This is a genomic window from Cupriavidus sp. YR651 (assembly GCF_900101625.1).
Classification (GTDB): domain Bacteria; phylum Pseudomonadota; class Gammaproteobacteria; order Burkholderiales; family Burkholderiaceae; genus Cupriavidus.
The window spans coordinates 310,012-327,133 of the sequence record NZ_FMYZ01000002.1 but is presented as its reverse complement, the minus strand read 5'-3'; the positions used below and the strand labels follow the sequence as shown (position 1 = coordinate 327,133).

Below are 17,122 nucleotides of genomic sequence, written 5' to 3'. Positions count from 1 at the left end.
TCCGGCCAATCAGAACAGGTCTGCGTCCAGCGCCATCAGCGTGGCGGAACCGGCGCGCGCCTTGCGGATTTCGGCGGCGGTTTCCGGCAGCAGCTTGGCAAAGTAGAAGCGTGCCGTGGCCAGCTTGCTGGTGTAGAACTTGTCGCCGCTGGCTTCCTTCTCCAGTGCGATCTTGGCCATGCGGGCCCAGAAGTACGAGAACACCAGGTGACCCACCACACGCAGGTACGGCACGGCGGCGGCGCCCACTTCGTCCGGGTTGCCCATGGCCTTCATGCCGATTTCCATCGTCAGCTTCTGGACCTTGTCGCCGATGTCCGCCAGCGGATTGACGAACTCCTGCATGGCTTCGTTGGTGCCCTCTTCCTCGACGAAGGCCTGCACGATCTTGCCGAAGACCTTCATCCGCGCGCCCATGTCGCCCAGGATCTTGCGGCCCAGCAGGTCCAGCGCCTGGATCGTGTTGGTGCCTTCGTAGATCATGTTGATGCGGGCGTCGCGCACGTATTGCTCCATGCCCCACTCGGCGATGTAGCCGTGGCCGCCAAACACCTGCATGCCTTCGTTGGTCGACGTGAAGGCGTTGTCCGTCAGGAATGCCTTGATCACCGGCGTCAGCAGCGCCACCAGGTCACCGGCCTCCTTGCGCACGTCGGCGTCCGGGTGCGACAGCTCGCGGTCGATCTGCAGGGCGGTCCAGTAGCTGAACGCGCGGCCACCTTCGACGTAGGCCTTCTGCGTCAGCAGCATGCGGCGCACGTCCGGGTGCACGATGATCGGATCGGCGGGCTTCTCCGGCGCCTTCGGGCCGGTCAGCGCGCGCATCTGCAGGCGGTCCTTGGCGTAGGCCACCGAGTTCTGGTACGCCACCTCGGTCAGACCCAGGCCCTGTGCGCCCACGCCCAGCCGCGCGGCGTTCATCATCACGAACATGGCGTTCAGGCCCTTGTTGGGCTCGCCCACCATCCAGCCGCGGGCGCCGTCCAGGTTCATGACGCAGGTGGCGTTGCCGTGGATGCCCATCTTGTGCTCGATCGAGCCGCACTTGATGCCATTGCGCTCGCCCGGATTGCCACTGGCATCGGGAATGAACTTCGGCACGACGAACAGCGAGATGCCCTTGGTGCCTTGCGGCGCGTCCGGCAGGCGGGCCAGCACCAGGTGGATGATGTTCTCGGCCAGGTCGTGTTCGCCGGCGGAGATGAAGATCTTGGTGCCCGTGATCAGGTACGAACCGTCGGCCTGCGGCTCGGCCTTGCTGCGCAGGATGCCGAGGTCGGTGCCGCAATGCGGCTCGGTCAGGCACATCGTGCCGGTCCATTCGCCCGAGACCAGCTTCGGCAGGTAAGCCTGCTTCAGCTCGGGGGTGCCGTGGGCATGCAGGGCCTCGTAGGCGCCGTGCGACAGGCCCGGGTACATCGTCCACGCCTGGCCGGCCGAGTTCAGCATCTCGTACAGCGCGTTGTTGATGATGATCGGCAGGCCCTGGCCGCCGAATTCCGGATCGCACGCCAGGGCGGGCCAGCCGGCTTCGACGTACTGCTGGTAGGCCTCCTTGAAGCCCTTGGGCGCGCGCACCACACCGTCGCCAACATAGGTGCAGCCCTCGCGGTCGCCCGGCTGGTTGAGCGGGAAGACCACGTCGGCGCAGAACTTGCCGGCTTCCTCGATGACCTGGTTGATGGTGTCCGCGTCGACGTCCGCGTGTTGCGGCATCGCCTTGAGTTCGGCTTCTGCGCCGAGCAGTTCATGGAGCACGAACTGCATGTCGCGCAACGGTGCGGTGTACTGGCCCATCAAAGACTCCTTGGAGGTTTTCAATGCCGCCACACGCGCATGCCTCGCCACCAGGGGTCGAGGCCGTTGCCCGGGGGCGGCTTCAGGTACGGTAGGACTGAATCAGTTTGTTGAGCGCGACCATGGCAAGCTCGGCACTGTCGGGCAGGCGCAGGAAACGGGCGTCGTGATGCAAGCCTAGTTCAAGGCTGTACATCTCGAACAGCATCGTGCGCGGATCGCAGTCCGCGCGCAGGTGCCCCTCTTCCTTCGCCTGGTCGATTGCGCGCATCAGCGCGGCCCGCCAGATGGTGACGCTCTTGACGAGTTCGTCCCGCACCGGGCTTTCCGCGCGATCGTCGTATTCGACCGCCCCGCTGATGTAGATGCAGCCCGTGGTCACTTCCTGGATGCGCTTTTCCATCCAGCGCCGCACCATCGACCACAGTCGGGGCAGACCGCGTGGCTCCTGCAGCGAGGGATAGAACACCTCTTGCTCGAACCGGCGGTGATACTCCCGCACCACTTCCACCTGCAGGTCTTCGCGCGAACCAAAATGCGCGAACACGCCGCTCTTGCTCATCTGCATGCGTTCCGCGAGCAGGCCGATGGTCAGCCCTTCCAGCCCGTCGCGGGACGACAGTTCCAGTGCGGCATCGAGAATCGCCACGCGCGTCATCTCGCCCTTGCGCAAGGGCGTGGGTGCGGCGGCGGATTCAAGACGAACTGACTGGTGTCGCATGGTTTTCTCTCCGTTCTCGCAGCCCCTCCCCGAGGGGCTGCATATGACCCTGACTTTGCTTTGAAACAGGCATTGCGGATGCCGTGACAACCGCGAATGCACGCAGTCTAAGCCAAAAAAGAACGGTCGTTCAGATTATTCTGGCGGGGCCGATTGGCATCAAGCAATTAATTAGACCTTGGTTTCTAAACGGACGGCAACGGCAGCGCATTGCAGCATCGGCTTAAAACGGTCTTGCGCCAACACGCGGGGGACATGGCGTGCGGCAGGGCAGCATGGTAGCGCGGGCAGCCTCAGTAACGCCCTGTCACACCCGCGATGACGACGCCCACGCGCAACACGTAGTACGCGGCCCAATTGGCAAACCGGCGCAGGCGGGGAAGCCTGGCATGGACCTCCGGCATCACGCGCGCACTGCGCTGGGCCATGGCCCGCTCCAGCCGGGCGCGCAGTTCGTTGGCGAAGGTCGCGTCATAGACGGCCACGTTGGCCTCGCGCGCCAGCAACAGGCTGAACGGATCCATGTTGCTGGACCCCACCGTCGCCCACGTGTCATCGACCACGGCGACCTTGGCATGGAGGAAGCTGGCCTCGTACTCGTAGATCTCGACGCCGGCGGCCAGCAGCGTGGCGTAGAGCGCGTGCGTGGCGTAGTGCTGGAGCCGGTATTCGACCATGCCCTGCAACAGCAGCCGCACGCGCACGCCGCGCTTCCGGCAGGCCAGCAAGGCGCGACGCATCTTGTGCCCCGGCAGGAAGTAGGCGTTCGCCAGGATCACGTCCTGGCGCGCCGAGCCCAGCGCATACAGGTACTCCCGCTCGATCGTGCGGCGATTGCGCAGGTTGTCGCGCAGCAGCAACGCGGCCGGTACGCCACCCGGCTGCACACTGCGCCGCGCCTGGCGCGCAGCCGTGGCCAGGGTCTCGACTTCCTCGAACGCCTCGGCGGTTTCGCGCAGGCCGCGGCGTTGTGCAATGCGGAACCAGAGCCGCGCGGACGCCAGCGCAATCTGCGCCACCAGCGGCCCCCGTACCTGCAAGGCGAAGTCGAAACGCGGCCCAAGGTCCGGCAAGTCGATCGGGCCGTGATTGTGGTCGTCGATGATGTTGATGCCGCCGACGAAGGCCACTTCGCCGTCGATGACGGCAAGCTTGCGATGCAACCGGCGCAGATGTCGCCGTGCCAGCTTGAAGCCGCGCACCGGGCGATAGATCTCCAGCTTGACGCCTCCCTCGCGCAGGCGCGTGGCCAGGGAATCAGACATGTCGCCCGCGCCAAAGCCATCGACGACCACCCGCACATCCACGCCACGCTGCGCGGCGCGGACCAGCGCATCGGTCACGCGCGCGCCGACGTCATCGTCGGCGTAGATGTAGGTCTCCAGCACAACATGGATGCTGGCCTCGTCGATTGCAGCAATCAGCGCGGGAAAAAAGGCCTGCCCGTTGGAAAGAAGATGGACGAGGTTGCCCGGCACGGGACTGCCACGGCGTCGCACCCAGCGCATCAGGCGGGCGGGCGTGGCGGCGTCCGCCGGCGCAGGCTCCGTCAGGCCTGACGTGGGCGTCTGAGGAGACGGGGGGGACGGGGGAGCGGGGTCGACCCGGTCGTAGATCCGTGACATGGCTCGATTATCGACCAACGGGCGGTTCCTGCACATCGCCGCAGTCATCTCTGCTATTGTCATTAGATTCTGACGCCACAAAACGGAAAGTATTGTGAAGGTATTCGGCATTGCCGGTTCGTCGGGCAGCGGCAAGACCACACTGCTGGACCAACTGATTGCGCGCTTCGTGGCTGACGGCCTGCGGGTGGCCGGCATCAAGCATACGCACCACGGATTCGACCCCGACACGCCCGGCAAGGACTCGTGGCGCATGCGCGAGGCTGGCTGCGAGAACGTGGTACTGGTGGGTGCGCGGCATCTGACGCTGATGCGGCACTATCCGGAATCGAAGGCTTCGCCCGAGATTGGCGAGGCACTGGCCGTGCTGCCGCCCGATACCGACCTGGTGCTGGTGGAAGGCTACAAGTGGAGCGACTTCCCGAAGCTGGAAATCTATCGGCCCGCCAATGGCAAGGCGCCGCTATGGCACGACGTGCCGGGCGTGGTGGCCGTGGCGACCGATGCGCCGGCCGAAGTGGCCGCGCAAACTTCGCTGCCGGTCATGGACCTGGCCGACGTCGACGCCATTTACCGCTGGGTCCGGGACGCTCTCAAGGGCTGAGCCGCGTCTAGACTTCCGGAATCGCCACGTGCCGCGCCAGTTCGGCAACCAGCGGCACGTGATCCGAGCGCTGCGCCCATTCGCGGCCCGTCAATGCATGCGTACGTTCGATCTCAAAACCGCGCACGTAGATGCGGTCGAGTTGCCACCACGGCATGTGGCTGGGAAACGTATGAATCCGCCCGCTCTTCGCGTGTGCGGACTCCACGGCACCGAGCGTATTGCAGATCTGCGCATCGAGCCGGTGATTCCAGTCGTTGAAATCCCCTGCGATCACCAGCGGCGCATTGGACGGCACCACGCTGCGCACGCGCTCCACCAGCGCACTGGCCTGCCGGGCCCGGCTGCGGGCGAACAGGCCAAAGTGCACGCAGATCAGGTGTGCCTCCACACCGTTGATATCGGCGACGGCATGCAGCAGGCCGCGCTGTTCGAAGCGGTGGTCGGAAATATCGAGATTCTCGGACATCAGGATCGGGTGGCGCGACAGGATCGCGTTGCCATGATGTCCGTGGTCATAGACCGCATTGCGGCCGTAGACCGAGTGCGGATAGGCGTCGGTGGCCAGGTAGTTCAGTTGCGTGTGGTCGGGATCGAACAGTTCGGCGGCAACCAGCCGGTCGTTGCGGTCCTGCACTTCCTGCAGGAAGACGATGTCGGCGTCCATCGCCTGCAGGCCCGTGCGAACGTTCTGGATACGCGGCTTGCCGGTAAACCCCTGCACCCCTTTGTGGATGTTGTAGGTAACCACGCGCAACTTCATCATGCGGCTCCGGAGGTGACGTCGAGCCCCGCCGCGGCGCGCCATGCCAGCTGGCGCACCGCTTCCGCATTGCTGCTGGAAAAGCAGCGCTCCGCAGCCGCCTGCCAGGGCAGCCATTCGTAGCGCAGGTGTTCGCGCGGCGCCAGCGTCACGGGCACCGGCGCCGGCACGCACAGGCCGAACCAGTGCTCCGTGTTGCGCACGATACCGGGCGCATAGCGGTGCCGCCACTGGGGATAGATTTCGTAGTCGATGGTGTGTTGCCAGTCGGTCAGCGCGTGATTGCCGGCGATGAGGCCGGTTTCCTCGGCCACCTCGCGCGCCGCCGTGACCAGCAGGGGCTCATCGTCGGCATCGAGGCTACCCGTGACCGATTGCCAGTAGCCTGGCCGGTCGGCGCGCTCGATCAGCAGGACTTGCAGGTCTGGCGTGTAGATGACGACCAGCACCGATTCGGGAATCTTGTAGGGCATGGGGCGAGTGAAAAGGACAAACCCAAGCATAACGCAGCCCGGTGGCGTTGCCACGCCCGTGACGCGCCCGATGACCCTGGCTCCACTCCGCGCGGGGCATCGGCGATAAGACGTTGCAGACTTTTCCCAGGATGTGGAATCTCGCCAGTATCGCGGGATATCGGCAATCCCGAGATCGGGCGATCAGGCCGCGCTGCGTGCGGTGCCCGGCTGGACCGCGGCCGTCGGGGTGGCGGCCTCCGGTGAAGGCGTGGAACGCAGCCAGGTGTCGAAGACCTCGGGAGAATCCCCGTGGCCCCACGCCGATCGCAATTGCTGCATCAGCGGCGCCAGCGACTGCGTGTAGCGCTGCGACGCCACATGCGCATGTTCGGCCAGCGCGTCCGCACTTTCGCGCACCTGGGCTGCCAGCGCGGCGCGTTCCTGGCCGATTTCCTTTTCGCGCACGCCCAGCTGGTTGTACTTCTGGATCAGGAATCGCTGATAGTCGCCGGCTTCGACACCCTGCGCCGCCTGGGCGTTGACCTGCTCGAAACGCATCACGATGCTGGCGGTCTCCTGTTCGACGTGGCTCGCCTCGGCCGCCAGGTCCTGCAGCGCTTCCTGCAGGCGCAACGCCTCGCGCCGATGGGTCTGCAGCCGCGTCGCCTCGCCCTCGAACGTGCGCTGCGCAGCCAGGTACGCCTGCACCACGGGCTGTGGCGCCACCACCAGCAAGGGATCGGCGCCGCCGGCGCGGCTGCCGGACAGCAGCGCATCTTCCGGCAAGCGCAGGTTGCCCACATCCTCGAGCCACCGTCCACGCGCCATCACGGTGGCGACCGTATCGAGCGCCAGGCGACGCAGGGCGTCGGCACGTTGCGCCGCCACCGGCTCGACGGCATCGGCGCCGCCCACAGGCGCGGGATGCGCCGTCTGCGCGGCATGGGCAATTTCCGGCACACAGGCGGCCACGGTGGTTGCCACGGATTCGGACATCGCCAGGGCGGACTTGCGCACCGCCCGGCGCAGTTCAAAGCGCGCCAGCAGCATCATCAGGAATCCGGCGACGAGCCAGGTCAGGATGGTTTCCGCATGCAGCTGCAGGAACTGGCGAATCTGTTCGATATCGATATTCACGGTTTTTCCTCCCACGTCGCGGCGGCCTTCGTAGTGTGCCCGCATCACGCGCATCAGGAGGAGACCTTGGGCAATCGGGCTTCGTTCCGAGTCGTAACAAATGGAAACGCATCCTTGCTCAGACAACAAAAAAGCCGCGCATCGGCGCGGCTTTCTTGCGGCGGCAGCGGACTGCCGACTGTGACGGGGCCGGTCCTCAGGCCGTGGTCTTCGGCTCCTGCGCGCGCAGGCGGATATGCAGCTCGCGCAGTTGCTTCTCGTCCACCGAGCTCGGGGCCTGCGTCAACAGGTCCTGTGCGCGCTGGGTCTTCGGGAAGGCGATCACGTCGCGGATCGAATCGGCACCGGCCATCATCGTGACGATACGGTCCAGACCGAAGGCCAGGCCGCCGTGCGGAGGCGCGCCGTACTGCAGCGCGTCCAGCAGGTAGCCGAACTTCGCACGGGCTTCTTCCTCGCCAATGTTCAGGGCGCGGAACACCTTGCTCTGCACGTCTTCACGGTAGATACGCACCGAGCCGCCGCCCATTTCCCAGCCATTGAGAACCATGTCGTAGGCCTTGGCGATGCACTTGCCCGGATCGGTTTCCAGGTATTGCAGATGCTCGTCCTTCGGGCTCGTGAACGGGTGGTGCATCGCGACCCAGCGGGCATCTTCCTCGTCGTACTCGAACATCGGGAAGTCGATCACCCATAGCGGCTTCCACACGTCCTCGAACAGGCCGCTGGCCTTGCCGAAATCGGAATGGCCGATCTTCAGGCGCAGGCCGCCGATGGCGTCGTTGACCACCTTGGCCTTGTCCGCACCGAAGAAAATGATGTCGCCGTCCTGAGCGCCGGTGCGCTTCAGGATCTCGGCGATCGCCGCGTCGTGCAGGTTCTTCACGATCGGCGATTGCAGGCCGTCACGGCCCTTGGCCACTTCGTTGACCTTGATCCAGGCCAGGCCCTTGGCGCCGTAGATCGCCACGAACTGGGTGTAGGCATCGATCTCGCCGCGCGAGATCGCACCGCCGCCCGGCACGCGCAAGCCGACCACGCGGCCGTTGTCGCTGTTGGCGGGGCCCGAGAACACCTTGAAGTCGACGTCCTTCATCACGTCGGTCAGCTCGGTGAACTCCAGCTTCACGCGCAGATCCGGCTTGTCCGAGCCGAAGCGGGCCATGGCCTCGCGGAACTCCATCACCGGGAACTTGGCGTCCAGGTCCACGTCGATGGCGTTCTTGAACACGGTGCGCATCATGCCTTCGAACAGGTCACGGATTTCCTGTTCGGTCAGGAACGACGTCTCGCAGTCGATCTGCGTGAATTCGGGCTGGCGGTCGGCGCGCAGGTCCTCGTCGCGGAAGCACTTGGTGATCTGGTAGTAGCGGTCGAAGCCCGAGACCATCAGCATCTGCTTGAAGATCTGCGGCGACTGCGGCAGCGCGAAGAAGTGGCCCGGGTTCACGCGGGACGGCACCAGGTAGTCGCGCGCGCCTTCGGGCGTGCTCTTGCCCAGCATCGGCGTTTCGATGTCGATGAAGCCCTGGGCGTCCAGGAACTTGCGCACTTCCATGGCCACCTTGTAGCGCAGGCGCAGGTTGTATTGCATCTGCGGACGGCGCAGGTCCAGCACGCGGTGCGTGAGGCGCGTGGTCTCGGACAGGTTGTCGTCGTCCAGCTGGAACGGCGGCGTGACCGACGGGTTCAGCACGGTCAGCTCATGGCACAGCACCTCGATCTTGCCCGAAGTCAGGTTGGCGTTCTCGGTGCCGGCAGGACGGGGGCGCACCTTGCCGGTAATGCGGATGCAGAACTCGTTGCGGATTTCCTCGGCCGCCTTGAACATCTCCGGGCGGTCCGGATCGCACACCACCTGCACCAGGCCCTCGCGGTCACGCAGGTCGACGAAGATCACGCCGCCGTGGTCGCGCCGGCGCTGCACCCAGCCGGTCAGGGCCACTTCCTGGCCGATCAGTTGTTCGGTCACCAGACCGCAGTAGTGAGTACGCATGGAGGACATAGGAGAGATTCCCGGTAATGCGCGGCCGCGATGCGGCCCGCGCTCAATTGGTATGGGTGGGATCGGTGGCCGCGACCGCTTCGTCGTCGCCGGCGTCGCCGGCCACGGCCGCAGGGGCCACCGCATCCGCCGGACGGCTCGCGATGCCGTTCTTGCGGGGCAGTTCCGTCGGCGCCACCACCCCCATCGAGACGATGTACTTGAGGGCGGCGTCGACAGTCATGTCGAGTTCGATGGTGTCGGCCTTGGGCATCATCAGGAAGAAGCCCGAAGTCGGATTCGGCGTGGTCGGCACGTAGACGCTGACGTATTCGCCCTGCAGGTGGTTCTGCACGTCTCCGCCGGGGCGGCCGGTCAGGAATGCGATCGTCCAGGAACCCTCGCGCGGATACTGCACCAGCAGCGCCTTGCGGAAAGCGTTGCCGGACGAGGACAGCAGCGTGTCCGACACCTGCTTCACGCTGGTGTAGATCGGGCCCACCACGGGGATGCGTCCGAGCAGGGCTTCCCACCAGCGCACCAGGCGCTGGCCGATGAAGTTATGGGCCAGTACGCCCACCACCAGGATGAACAGCAGCGTGAGGATGGCGCCCAGGCCCGGAATGCGGCGCCCGAACAGGTTCTCGGGCTGCCATGCCACCGGCAGCAGGGCCATGCTCTGGTCCATCGTGCCGATGATCAGGTTGAGCACCCACAGCGTGATGCCCAGCGGCACCAGCACGAGCAGACCGGTCAGGAACCAGGTCTTGAGGGCGGAGGTCTTCTTGACCACGACGGTTTTCTTGGCGACCACGACGTGTCCGGGTTCAGTGGCAGGCGCAGGAGCCAGCGCAGCCCCCGGCAGCCGGAGCCGCGGCGGCGGTGCTGCCGCCAGTCGACTCGCCAGCCGATGCCGCCGAGGACGTTGCGGCCGTCGCTGCCGCGCCGCCGGCCGTGGCCGGAGCGCTGGTGCCGCCGCTGCCGCCACGGAAATCCGTGACATACCAGCCCGAGCCCTTGAGCTGGAAGCCGGCGGCGGTCAGTTGTTTCTTGAAGGTCCCGGCAGCGCCGCAGGATGGGCAGTCCGTGAGCGGGGCATCGCTCATCTTCTGCAGCACATCGCGCCCGTGGCCGCAGGCGTCGCAACGGTAGGCATAGATCGGCATCGTGGTTCTTTCGCGGAAATCTGGATCGGAAAAACTAAAGGTGGCAGCGCCGGCACCATTTGCAATGGCAGCCATGGCAAAAACGCGGAAGAAACCCGCACGGCGATGCAAAGCCTCGGATTATAAACTGTCGGCGGCCCGACCATCGCCGGGAAAAGATGCCATTCCGAGGCGCATACGCCTCTTGAATGCTTCCCGGACGGCGATTGGAGCGTCTCCGGGTGCGAGTTGGCTGTCGCGCGCCCTGTTTTGCCATCGCACAGCGACGCCGCGGGACGAGAGTTCCAGTGCCTCGGATCGGGTTCCTGCCTGCGCGCCGGACCAGCCGACGCGCCACAAGTTAAGCAATATGCACTTCCCGGACACCGGGCCGATCGCTGATCCATTGCGGCATCAGCGATCCCACGACCATGCCGCCAATCGAGAACAGCAGCCCCACCATCTGCGGCGGCACCGTCGCGTCGGCGAATGTCACCTCGCACGTCAGCCATGACGTCAGGCCCAGAAGGATCGCGGCCAGTCCGCCCTGGCGGGTGGCCGGCTTCCAGAACATGCCAAAGGCCAGCGGCACGAACGACGACACCAGCGTCACCTTGTAGGCGTTCTCGACCATGTGGAAGATCGACAGGTGCGAGTTCAGCGCGAACAACGTCACCAGCGTCGTGAATACCAGCACCACACACTGCATCACGCGCAGGAACTGCTTGTCGCTCAGGTGCCGGAAATAAGGGCGCAGGATGTTCTCGGCAAAGGTCACGGACGGCGCCAGCAACGTGGCCGAGGCGCAACTCTTGATGGCCGACAGCAGCGCCCCGAAGAACATCACCTGCGCGAACATCGGCGCGTGGGTCAGGATGAGCTGCGGCAGGATCAGCTGGGAATCCGCGTTGATGTATTTCTCCACCATCGTCGGGTCGATCATCGTGGCCGAGTAGGCCAGGAACATCGGGATGAAGGCGAAGAAGAAGTACAGCACGCCGCCCAGAACCGAGGCGCGGCCGGCAATCTGCTCCGTGCGTGACGAGGTGACGCGCTGGAACACATCCTGCTGGGGAATCGAGCCCAGCATCATCGTGAACAGCGCCGCCGCAAAGCCAATGATCTGTACGAGGTCCAGCGACGGCAGGAATTCGAACTTGCCAGCCGCCGCCGCATGCGACACCACGGCCGCCACGCCGCCGGCCTGCCCGCTGACCTCGTAGCCGATGTAGAGCATGCCGACCACGATGATGATCATCTGGATGAAGTCGGTCACGGCCACCGACCACATGCCGCCGAACAACGTATAGACCAGCACGCTGGCTGCGCCGATCATCATGCCGGCGTCCTGCGACAGCGCGCCGTCGGACACCGTATAGAACACCAGGCCCAGCGCCTTGATCTGCGCGGCCACCCAGCCAAGGTACGACACCACGATACATAGCGTGGTCAGCACTTCGGCCAGCCGTCCGTAGCGGTTGTGATAGTAGTCGCCGATCGTGAGCAGGTTCATCCGGTACAGCGGCCGGGCGAAGAACAATCCCACGAGGATCAGGCAGAGGGAGGAACCAAAGGGATCGGACACCACGCCCGACAGCCCTTCCTTGAGGAATACGGCCGGAATGCCCAGCACGGTCTCGGAGCCGAACCACGTGGCGAACACCGTGGCGGTGACGATATAGAACGGGAGGCTGCGTCCGGCGACGGCGAAGTCTGCGGTGCCCTTGACGCGCAGCGCCGCCCACAGGCCGATACCGACCGAGATAACCCAATAGACGATGACGAACCAGATCAGCATGCCGCTGCCCTATCCCAGAAATGCCCTGGTGGCGAAAAACCGAAAGCCGGCCGGGTGCGCCGCAACCTGAGCGGCCGGCACCAGCCGGAGTCCAATTCATCGGTCGGGGCCGCGGGCGCCCGGGGCGGGCAAATGCGGTCGTAGCCGAATCAAAACGCGGATTATAGCGACGCAGACCTTCGTGGGAGAAAAAAATTCCCGGACGCAGGCATTTCCCCACATCGGTGCATCGCCGGGGTCACCGGAGGCGCGCCCCTTGTTGCGCGGGCGCCGAAACCGCCGGTTACACGGCTTACAAACCTCCGGTCGGCGGGCATCCGGCCTCCCGCATTAGTGCAGGCAGGCCACCGCCGTCTTGCCTGCGGCGGGCGGCCCGAACGCAAACCCACAACGGAGGAATCCACCATGACGCGTACCCCCCTGCTGCTCGCCGGCCTGATGGCCGCCGCCCTGTCCGGCATTGCCAGCGCCCAGACCGGCGCCGTCACCCATGAAGTGCAACGCGACGTGAACCAGCAGCAGCGCATCGAGAATGGCCTGCAGTCCGGCGCGCTGACCACGAAGGAAGCCTCCAGCCTGGAAAAGCAGACCGCCAAGGTCGACCGGATGGAAGCGAACGCCATGAAGAACGGCTCGGTATCGCCGCAGGAGCAGGCCCGGATCCAGAATGCCCAGAACCGCGTGAGCCAGGACATCGCCCGCGACACCCATAACGGCAGGATTGGCAATCCGGACAGCGCGTCGTCGCAGAGGACGCAGGCCGATGTGCAGCGCAACATCAACCAGGAGACGCGGATTCGCAACGGGGTGCAGAACGGCTCGCTGACTAACCGGGAGACGGCGCGGCTGGAGCGCGGCCAGGCGCACGTGGATCGCACGGAGGCACGTGCCGGCCGCAACGGCCATGTCGGCGCGGGCGAGCAGCGCGCCATCGATCGGACGGAGAACCACGCCAGCGGCGGCATTTACCGCGAAAAGCACAACGGCCGCCAGCGTGGCTAAGGGAGCGGCGCCTCAGGCCTGACGACGGCGCCAGACCTGCCAGCGCTCCTGCCCGGTGGTGAACACCGGCAGGGGCGCTGCGGAAGGACGATCCTCGATTTGCTCGAAGGCTGGCGACAGCAAGGCGTTGAGATCCGATTCCGGCATCGCGAACGGCGGACCGCCACGGGCATCGCCAATGAAGAAGTAGCCGGCCAGCAGGCCGCCCGGCGGTAGCAGCGCCGCCGCCCGTTCGCCGTAGGATTCGCGCAGGGCCGGCGGCAGCGCGCACAGGAAGGCGCGTTCGTAGATCAGCGTGCAAGGCGGCTCCGGCGTGAAGTCGAAGAAATCCGCCTCCTGCACCACCGCCCCCGCCGGCCCGAGAGCGCGGCGCGCCGAGGCCACCGCCTCGGCGGAGAAATCGATGGCCGTCACCGGCCAGCCCCGCTCGGCCAGCCAGCCCGCTTCCCAGCCATTCCCGCACCCCGGAACCAGCGTCGAGCACGGCGCCATCGCCTGGGCAAACGCCTGAAATTCCGCCGGCACGCCGCGCGCATCCCAGGGGGTGAAGTTGCGGGCAAAGCGTTCGTCCCAGAATGCGGCATCGGCGGCATTGCGGGTTTCAAACACTGGCCTGGAATCCTCGGTGGCGCTCATCGTCCGTTACCAGTAGCCGGCCCAGGCCAGCGCCTGCACGAGCACGATACCCACCAGGAAGCCGCCGACCAGCAGCAGCGCCGTGGACAGCCGGCGATTGGTCCGCCGCTGTTCGACGACGAGCTGCGCCAGCAGCCGCTCCTGCTCGCCGTTGTTCTGCATGGCGCGATTTTCCAGGAACTGGTGCGCCAGGCGCGGAAAATCCGGCAGCATCTTGGCCCACTGCGGGGCTTCCACCTTGATGCGCTCCCACGCGCCCTGCCAGCCCACCTGCTCGTACATCCAGCGTTCCAGGAACGGCTTGGCGGTTTTCCAGAGGTCGAGTTCGGGATCGAGCTGACGGCCCAACCCTTCGATATTGAGCAGCGTCTTCTGCAGCAGCACCAGCTGCGGCTGGATTTCCACGTTGAAGCGGCGCGACGTCTGGAACAGCCGCATCAGCACCATGCCCAGCGAGATCTCGCGCAGCGGCTTGTCGAAATAGGGCTCGCAGCACGCGCGCACGGCGGATTCCAGTTCCTCCACCCGCGTCTCGCGCGGCACCCAGCCGGATTCGACGTGCAGCAGCGCCACACGGTGATAGTCGCGGCGGAAGAACGCAATGAAGTTCTGCGCCAGGTAATTCTTGTCGAACTCGGACAGCGCGCCGACGATGCCGAAATCCAGCGCGATATAGCGCCCGAACGTCTCCGGCCGGATCGACACCAGGATGTTGCCGGGGTGCATGTCCGCGTGGAAGAAGCCGTCGCGGAACACCTGCGTGAAGAAGATCTCCACCCCCTCCTCGGCCAGCTGGTGCATGTCCACGCCGGCGGCCTTGAGCGATTCCGTGCGCGAGATCGGAATGCCATGCATGCGCTCCATCACGAACACGCTGCTCGTGCACCAGTCCCAGAACACCTCGGGCACCAGCAGCAGGTTGCTGTCCGCGAAATTCCGGCGCAGCTGGCTGGCGTTGGCCGCCTCGATCATCAGGTCCAGCTCGTCGTGCAGGTACTTGTCGAACTCGGCCACCACTTCGCGCGGCTTCAGGCGGCGGCCATCCACCCAGACGCGCTCCAGCCATGTGGCCATGTCGCGCATCAGCGCGAGGTCGCTGTCGATCACCGGCAACATGCCGGGGCGCAGCACCTTCACCGCTACCTCGCGGCCATGGTTCGATCCGCCGCGCAGCGTGGCAAAGTGCACCTGGGCGATCGACGCGCTGGCCACGGGCTGGTGCTCGAAGTTCTCGAACAGTTGCGCAAGCGGGCGGCCCAGCGACTTCTCGATGATCTTCACGGCCACCACCGAATCGAACGGCGGCACCTGGTCCTGCAACTTGGCGAGTTCGTCGGCAATGTCCGGTGGCATCAGATCGCGACGCGTGGACAGCACCTGGCCGAACTTCACGAAGATCGGGCCCAGCGCGGTCAGCGCCATGCGCAGGCGTTCGCCGCGCGGCTGCTCGAGCTTGCGTCCGATGGTGATGACGCGTACCAGGAACTTGATGCGCCGGCTCTTGAAGCCGGACAGGACGAGTTCATCGAGCCCGTAGTACAGGATGACGAAGATGATCTTGCAGAGACGCAGGAGGCGGGTCATGCGGGGTCTTCAGAAAGCGGAGCCGCGCGGCGCGGCAACGGGAAGCAACATGGCGAAGGCGTTGGCGGGATCAGCGGTGGGCGGATGGCAGCGCGCCCGGACTACCGGTGGCCGGCGATTGCCGCTCCAGCCGCTCCAGGCGCTTTTCCAGCCGCGCCAGGTCGTCGCGCAGGCGAGCCACGTCGGCGCCAAACCCATCCAGCGCCGCGTGGCGCACCAGGGTCGGCTGTTCGTCGAGCAAATATTCGGTCACGTTGTCGAGCAACGCACGGCCCACGCGCGTGGCGCCTTCATGCACCTGACGGGCGCCGTCGACCATGCGCTGGGCCACGCTGTCGCTGACCGGGCCGCCCATGACGCCGCGCAACGCGCGCGACAGGTCTTCGGCGGCGTCCCAGCGCAGGTTGCGAGCCAGCGTGGAGACGACGTTGGCCAGTTCGGCATCGCCCTCGATCCGGACATGGCGCATCGCCGCGGCCTGCCCGCCTTCCGCCACATCGGCCACCACCAGTGGCCATTGCTGCAGCGGCACGATCAGCGTCACGGCGGCGCCATCTGCCGCAGGGGCCTGTTCGATGCCGCCCTGCTCCGTCACCTTCAGCGACAGCGCAAAGGCGGCCGCGTCAAAGCGGATCACGCGGCCAGCAAAGGGCGCCAGCAGGCTGCAGGCCCAGGGCTCCTGTTCAATCAGGTGGTTCAGCGCGGCGACGATCGGCGAGGCCAGCGAGGTAGGCAGAGCGTTCATGGCGTCCGGATTGCGGGGATCATGCCCAATAAAAAAGGCCCACGCACGCGTGGGCCTCCATTCTAAGCTACTCGCCCGCCGCATCACCTGATGCGGGCAGGCGCGGCCATGCTCAGGACTCCTGCTGGATGCCGGCCAGCAGCCAGCCGCCGGTACCCGACGTGGCCTTGGCGAGGTTCCAGACTTCCCCGAACGGCTGGGCCGGATCGCCCGCACGCTCGCGGATCATGCCCGAGAAGCGCACGCTGGCGATGTGCTGGGCCGCCGTCGACTCGATACCGAGCAGTTGCGCATCCAGCGTGACGACGTCGGTCTTGTTGACCTCGGCGCCCCGTTCGGACAGGTCCATCTTGATCTCGGCGAACATTTCCGGGGTGGTGAATTCCCGGATATCGTCGAGGTTGCCGGCGTCCCACGCGGCCTGCAGGCGGACGTAGTGAACCTTGGCGTTACGCAGGAAGGATTCGGTGTCGAAGTCCGCCGGCACACCCCAAGGCTGCGGAGCCGCTGCCACACCGGCTGCCCCGGCCGCCGCGCCGGCCATGACCGGTGCCGACGACGCGCCACCGTAAGACGCCGGTTGCGCCGGCTCGGGCTCGCGCAGTGTCGGCTCGGCGCTGCGCGGCATGCCGCCGCCCAATCCGTTGTTGCCCATGCCGGCGTAGGCCGGTTGCTGCGGGCGGGCGCTGCCGCCACGGAACTTGCGGAACAGCCAGAGCGCCAGCAGGGCGATGGCCGCGATCATGATCACGTTGGCCAGGAAGCTGGCGGCTGCGCCGCCCAGGCCGAAGTGCGACAGCAGGTAGCCGAGACCCAGGCCGGCCGCCAGGCCACCCAGCATGCCGCCCCAGTTACGCTTGGGCGCCGCGGCGGCGGCACCGCCGGCGGCTGCACCAGCCGTGGCGGGCGCTGCCTGATTGGGCTGCTGAGCCGGTTGCTGCTGGGCTGGCGCATTCTGCGCCGGTGCCTGCTGGCGTTGCTGCGTCACGCTGGACGACTGCTTGCCAACGCTGCGCGAGCCGCCCAGCCGTTTGGCATTGGCGTCCAGCGCGACCCCGAGGGCCAGCGTCGCAATCAGCGACATGGCCAGGAATTTTCCACGTAAAGAAGACATATTCTGTGATCC

The 17,122-nt window shown here is 66.0% G+C and carries 16 protein-coding genes; 2 read left to right on the top strand and 14 right to left on the bottom strand.

The window, feature by feature from the left end; translation table 11 throughout:
* Positions 1-9 precede the first annotated feature (9 nt).
* From BLR29_RS07620 to clsB, 3 genes are all read right to left on the bottom strand, one after another.
* Positions 10-1,797: an acyl-CoA dehydrogenase C-terminal domain-containing protein gene (locus BLR29_RS07620; RefSeq protein WP_092135907.1), complete on the bottom strand. Its 1,788-nt coding sequence runs from the start codon at positions 1,795-1,797 to the stop codon at positions 10-12.
* A gap of 82 nt (positions 1,798-1,879) precedes the next feature.
* A complete protein-coding gene (locus BLR29_RS07615) occupies positions 1,880-2,470 on the bottom strand; it encodes a TetR/AcrR family transcriptional regulator (protein ID WP_092135905.1) in 591 nt (196 codons plus the stop codon).
* A gap of 341 nt (positions 2,471-2,811) precedes the next feature.
* Positions 2,812-4,143, bottom strand: a complete 1,332-nt coding sequence (gene clsB / locus BLR29_RS07610; RefSeq protein WP_369804567.1) for a cardiolipin synthase ClsB — start codon at positions 4,141-4,143, stop codon at positions 2,812-2,814.
* Positions 4,144-4,237: 94 nt separating this feature from the next.
* On the opposite strand from clsB, the gene mobB reads away from it, so the two are divergent.
* A complete protein-coding gene (gene mobB, locus BLR29_RS07605; protein WP_092135904.1) occupies positions 4,238-4,747 on the top strand; it encodes a molybdopterin-guanine dinucleotide biosynthesis protein B in 510 nt (169 codons plus the stop codon).
* A gap of 7 nt (positions 4,748-4,754) precedes the next feature.
* On the opposite strand, the gene BLR29_RS07600 is transcribed toward mobB, so the two are convergent.
* From BLR29_RS07600 to BLR29_RS07570, 7 genes are all read right to left on the bottom strand, one after another.
* A complete protein-coding gene (locus BLR29_RS07600) occupies positions 4,755-5,513 on the bottom strand; it encodes an endonuclease/exonuclease/phosphatase family protein (protein WP_176860899.1) in 759 nt (252 codons plus the stop codon).
* Positions 5,510-5,983, bottom strand: a complete 474-nt coding sequence (gene nudB, locus BLR29_RS07595) for a dihydroneopterin triphosphate diphosphatase (RefSeq protein ID WP_092135901.1) — start codon at positions 5,981-5,983, stop codon at positions 5,510-5,512. The genes BLR29_RS07600 and nudB overlap by 4 nt, the downstream gene beginning before the upstream one ends.
* A gap of 183 nt (positions 5,984-6,166) precedes the next feature.
* On the bottom strand, positions 6,167-7,102 hold the full coding sequence (locus tag BLR29_RS07590) for a hypothetical protein (protein ID WP_092136661.1): 936 nt from the start codon (positions 7,100-7,102) through the stop codon (positions 6,167-6,169).
* Between the two features lie 196 nt (positions 7,103-7,298).
* The gene (gene aspS / locus BLR29_RS07585) at positions 7,299-9,107 is read right to left on the bottom strand and encodes an aspartate--tRNA ligase (RefSeq protein ID WP_092135899.1); all 1,809 of its coding nucleotides are present in this window, start codon (positions 9,105-9,107) and stop codon (positions 7,299-7,301) included.
* Positions 9,108-9,150: 43 nt separating this feature from the next.
* Entirely contained in the window at positions 9,151-9,879 is a 729-nt protein-coding gene (locus tag BLR29_RS07580; RefSeq protein WP_092136659.1) for a DUF502 domain-containing protein, read from the bottom strand.
* Between the two features lie 34 nt (positions 9,880-9,913).
* Positions 9,914-10,252, bottom strand: coding sequence for an FmdB family zinc ribbon protein (locus BLR29_RS07575; protein WP_092136657.1), 339 nt, complete (start codon positions 10,250-10,252; stop codon positions 9,914-9,916).
* 340 nt (positions 10,253-10,592) lie between these two features.
* Positions 10,593-12,029, bottom strand: a complete 1,437-nt coding sequence (locus BLR29_RS07570; protein WP_092135898.1) for a high affinity choline transporter 1 — start codon at positions 12,027-12,029, stop codon at positions 10,593-10,595.
* A 405-nt stretch (positions 12,030-12,434) separates the two neighbouring features.
* On the opposite strand from BLR29_RS07570, the gene BLR29_RS07565 reads away from it, so the two are divergent.
* Positions 12,435-13,031: a hypothetical protein gene (locus BLR29_RS07565; protein WP_092135896.1), complete on the top strand. Its 597-nt coding sequence runs from the start codon at positions 12,435-12,437 to the stop codon at positions 13,029-13,031.
* 12 nt (positions 13,032-13,043) lie between these two features.
* Here the strand turns inward: BLR29_RS07565 and BLR29_RS07560 are convergent, their stop codons facing one another.
* The 4 genes from BLR29_RS07560 to BLR29_RS07545 form a co-directional block, all read right to left on the bottom strand.
* Positions 13,044-13,667: a methyltransferase domain-containing protein gene (locus BLR29_RS07560; RefSeq protein WP_092135894.1), complete on the bottom strand. Its 624-nt coding sequence runs from the start codon at positions 13,665-13,667 to the stop codon at positions 13,044-13,046.
* A gap of 6 nt (positions 13,668-13,673) precedes the next feature.
* A complete protein-coding gene (ubiB, locus tag BLR29_RS07555; RefSeq protein ID WP_092135892.1) occupies positions 13,674-15,251 on the bottom strand; it encodes a ubiquinone biosynthesis regulatory protein kinase UbiB in 1,578 nt (525 codons plus the stop codon).
* 70 nt (positions 15,252-15,321) lie between these two features.
* Positions 15,322-15,996, bottom strand: coding sequence for a ubiquinone biosynthesis accessory factor UbiJ (locus tag BLR29_RS07550; protein ID WP_092135891.1), 675 nt, complete (start codon positions 15,994-15,996; stop codon positions 15,322-15,324).
* 112 nt (positions 15,997-16,108) lie between these two features.
* Positions 16,109-17,110, bottom strand: coding sequence for a Tim44 domain-containing protein (locus BLR29_RS07545; protein WP_092135889.1), 1,002 nt, complete (start codon positions 17,108-17,110; stop codon positions 16,109-16,111).
* Positions 17,111-17,122: the final 12 nt, after the last annotated feature.

Bases quoted from the DNA above. Each gene is read 5' to 3' on its own strand.
- BLR29_RS07600 (WP_176860899.1), bottom strand. From the start codon at position 5,513: ATGATGAAGTTGCGCGTGGTTACCTACAACATCCACAAAGGGGTGCAG.
- clsB (WP_369804567.1), bottom strand. From the start codon at position 4,143: ATGTCACGGATCTACGACCGGGTCGACCCCGCTCCCCCGTCCCCCCCG.
- BLR29_RS07545 (WP_092135889.1), bottom strand. From the start codon at position 17,110: ATGTCTTCTTTACGTGGAAAATTCCTGGCCATGTCGCTGATTGCGACG.
- BLR29_RS07550 (WP_092135891.1), bottom strand. From the start codon at position 15,996: ATGAACGCTCTGCCTACCTCGCTGGCCTCGCCGATCGTCGCCGCGCTG.
- ubiB (WP_092135892.1), bottom strand. From the start codon at position 15,251: ATGACCCGCCTCCTGCGTCTCTGCAAGATCATCTTCGTCATCCTGTAC.
- BLR29_RS07565 (WP_092135896.1), top strand. From the start codon at position 12,435: ATGACGCGTACCCCCCTGCTGCTCGCCGGCCTGATGGCCGCCGCCCTG.
- aspS (WP_092135899.1), bottom strand. From the start codon at position 9,107: ATGTCCTCCATGCGTACTCACTACTGCGGTCTGGTGACCGAACAACTG.
- BLR29_RS07570 (WP_092135898.1), bottom strand. From the start codon at position 12,029: ATGCTGATCTGGTTCGTCATCGTCTATTGGGTTATCTCGGTCGGTATC.
- BLR29_RS07575 (WP_092136657.1), bottom strand. From the start codon at position 10,252: ATGCCGATCTATGCCTACCGTTGCGACGCCTGCGGCCACGGGCGCGAT.
- BLR29_RS07560 (WP_092135894.1), bottom strand. From the start codon at position 13,667: ATGAGCGCCACCGAGGATTCCAGGCCAGTGTTTGAAACCCGCAATGCC.
- BLR29_RS07620 (WP_092135907.1), bottom strand. From the start codon at position 1,797: ATGGGCCAGTACACCGCACCGTTGCGCGACATGCAGTTCGTGCTCCAT.
- nudB (WP_092135901.1), bottom strand. From the start codon at position 5,983: ATGCCCTACAAGATTCCCGAATCGGTGCTGGTCGTCATCTACACGCCA.